Source organism: Bradyrhizobium sp. UBA2491 (genome assembly GCF_002341725.1).
Lineage (GTDB): Bacteria > Pseudomonadota > Alphaproteobacteria > Rhizobiales > Xanthobacteraceae > Bradyrhizobium.
Genome location: NZ_DDOP01000021.1, coordinates 1 through 2,956 on the forward strand (window position 1 = coordinate 1; position 2,956 = coordinate 2,956).

The 2,956-nt window shown below is 66.8% G+C and carries 3 protein-coding genes; all 3 read left to right on the top strand.

Annotated elements, in window-relative coordinates; translation table 11 throughout:
- Window positions 1-98: 98 nt before the first annotated feature.
- Window positions 99-1,112, top strand: coding sequence for an ABC transporter permease (locus B2W55_RS06565; RefSeq protein ID WP_024578942.1), 1,014 nt, complete (start codon window positions 99-101; stop codon window positions 1,110-1,112).
- A 3-nt stretch (window positions 1,113-1,115) separates the two neighbouring features.
- Window positions 1,116-2,015 carry an ABC transporter permease gene (locus B2W55_RS06570; protein WP_024578943.1) on the top strand — a complete coding sequence of 300 codons (900 nt, stop codon included), beginning with the start codon at window positions 1,116-1,118 and terminating at the stop codon, window positions 2,013-2,015.
- Between the two features lie 79 nt (window positions 2,016-2,094).
- The coding region (locus B2W55_RS06575; protein ID WP_291532197.1) for an ABC transporter ATP-binding protein at window positions 2,095-2,956 on the top strand (862 nt) is incomplete at its 3' end.

Genomic DNA, 2,956 nt, shown 5'->3' on the forward strand with positions numbered 1-2,956 from the left:
GAGCAAGCGGCACCCCTCTCCCCAACCCTCCCCCGCAAGGGGGGAGGGAGCCCTGCTGGTCCCGTTGTGGCTTTGCATGGTGCCGTTGGGAGCACACCATGCTGACCCTGATCGGCAAGCGGCTCTTGTTCGCGATCCCGTCGCTGATCGGCGTGGTGATCGTGACGTTCCTGCTGACACGCGCGCTGCCGGGCGATCCGGCGGCTTACTTCGCCGGCCCGGCGGCGACAAAAGAGGCGGTCGACCAGATCAGGAAGAAGCTCGGCTTCGACAAGCCGCTGATCGAGCAATTCGTCCGCTACACCGGCGATCTCGCGCATGGCGATCTCGGCACGTCGCTGACCACGGGCCAGCCGGTGGCCGCCGAATTGCGCAACCGCCTGCCGGCCTCGGCCGAGCTGACCTTGCTCGGCCTCGTCGTCTCGATCGTGATCGCGATCCCGCTTGGCGTGCTGGCGGCGACGCGGCCGGGGTCGTGGATCGACCATCTCTGCCGCGTCACCACCACCGCGGGCGTGTCGCTGCCGGTGTTCTTCACCGGGCTGGTGCTGGTCTATGTCTTCTACTTCCGGCTCGGCTGGTCGCCGGCGCCGCTCGGCCGGCTCGACGTGTTCTATAGCGCGCCGCCGACCGTGACCGGCTTCTATCTGATCGACACCCTGATCGCGCGCGACGTCGAGGCGTTTCGTTCGGCGCTCAGCCAATTGATCCTGCCGGCGGTGACGCTCGCGATCTTCTCGCTGGCGCCGATCGCGCGGATGACGCGCGCTTCGATGCTGGCGGTGCTGGCGTCGGATTTCGTCCGCACCGCACGGGCCAGCGGCCTGTCGCCCGGCAAGGTGACCATCACCTACGCGTTCCGTAATGCGATGCTGCCGGTCATCACCACGCTCAGCATGGTGTTCTCGTTCCTGCTCGGGGCCAATGTGCTGGTCGAGAAGGTGTTCGCCTGGCCCGGCATCGGCTCCTACGCGGTGGAGGCGCTGATCGCGTCCGACTTCGCGCCGGTGCAGGGTTTCGTGCTGACCATGGCGGTCATGTACGTGCTGCTCAATTTGGTGATCGACATCCTCTACGGCGTGATCGATCCGCGCGTCAGGCTGGAGGGCTAGAGCATGAGCAGCGTTGCGCCGACCGTCGAACCCGCAGGACCCGCCCGCACGTCAGGATTGGCCGCGGTCATCGAGCAGACCCGCTACGTGCTGAGCGAGAACAAGGTCACTGGCTTTGCCTTCGCGCTGCTGATCCTGATCCTGTTCGCCGCGCTGTTCGGGCCCTATGTGGTGCCGTATGACCCGCTCGCCTCGAACACATCAGTGGCATTGAAGCCACCGTCTGCCGCGCACTGGTTCGGCACCGACCAGCTCGGCCGCGATATCTTCAGCCGCGTCATCGTCGCCACAAGGCTCGACACCTTCATCGCGGTCGCCTCCGTCGTGCTGGTGTTCCTGATGGGTGGGCTCGCCGGCATCGCCGCCGGCTATTTCGGCGGCTGGACCGACCGCATCGTCGGCCGCATCGCCGATACCATCATGGCGTTCCCGCTGTTCGTGCTGGCGATGGGCATCGTCGCGGCGCTCGGCAACACCGTGCAGAACATCATCATCGCCACCGCGATCGTGAACTTCCCGCTCTATGCCCGCGTCGCGCGCGCCGAGGCCAACGTCCGTCGCAATGCTGGCTTCGTGCAGGCGGCGCGGCTGTCCGGCAATGGCGAATACCGCATCCTGCTCGGGCACATCCTGCCCAACATCATGCCGATCATGATCGTGCAGATGTCGCTGACCATGGGCTACGCGATCCTCAACGCCGCCGGCCTGTCCTTCATCGGCCTCGGCGTCCGGCCGCCGACCGCCGAGTGGGGCATCATGGTCGCCGAGGGCGCCGGCTTCATGGTGTCGGGCGAATGGTGGATCGCGCTGTTCCCGGGTCTGGCGCTGATGATCGCCGTGTTCTGCTTCAACCTGCTCGGCGACGGCCTGCGCGACATCGTCGACCCGCAGCGGAGGACGTGATGATGGTCTCGATACGGTGCCGTGCTACCGCTGCGCTGCTTTGCATGGGGTTGTTTTCGATATTTTGTGGGAGGCGGGCATGACCGCCCAGCCATTGCTCGACGTCCAGGACCTCACGGTCGAGTTCAGCACCCGCCGCGGCATCGTCAAGGCGGTGCAGCATGTCGACATCGCCGTGGCCAAGGGTGAGACCGTCGGCATCGTCGGCGAGTCCGGCTCCGGCAAGTCGGTGACATCGTACGCTGTGATGCGCATCCTCGACCGCGCCGGCCGCATCGCCGACGGTTCGGTGATGTTCTCCGGCATCGACGTCAAGTCGGCGACCGAAAGCCAGATGCGCGACCTGCGCGGCCGCGAGGTCTCGATGATCTTCCAGAACCCGCGCGCCGCGCTCAATCCGATCCGCAAGGTCGGGCACCAGATCGAGGACGTGCTGCGCCAGCACGTCCAGCAGGCCCAGGTCACCGACCGCGGCGAGACCGCGATCGCGGCGCTGGAGCAGGTCAAGATCGCGCGGCCGCGCGAGCGCTATCACGCCTATCCGTTCGAACTGTCCGGCGGCATGTGCCAGCGCGTCGTCATCGCGCTGGCGCTGGCCTGCAATCCGCAGCTCCTGATCGCGGACGAGCCCACCACCGGGCTCGACGTCACCACCCAGAAGGCGGTGATGGATCTGATCGTCGAGCTGACGAAGCGCCGGTCGATGTCGACGATCCTGATCACGCATGATCTCGGATTGGCGGCCGCCTATTGCGACCGCGTCGTGGTGATGGAGAAGGGCCGCGTGGTCGAGACGGCGAAGTCCGCCGACATCTTCGCCGCGCCCCAGCACGCCTACACGAAGAAGCTGATGCGCGCGACGCCGCGGCTCGGCGTGTCGCTGCGGGACCTGCTGCCGGAGGAGGACCTTCTTGCCTCTCCCCGCTCGCGGGGAGAGGCCG

Coding starts and splice junctions, on each gene's coding strand:
- B2W55_RS06565 (WP_024578942.1), top strand. CDS start 99: ATGCTGACCCTGATCGGCAAGCGGCTCTTGTTCGCGATCCCGTCGCTG.
- B2W55_RS06570 (WP_024578943.1), top strand. CDS start 1,116: ATGAGCAGCGTTGCGCCGACCGTCGAACCCGCAGGACCCGCCCGCACG.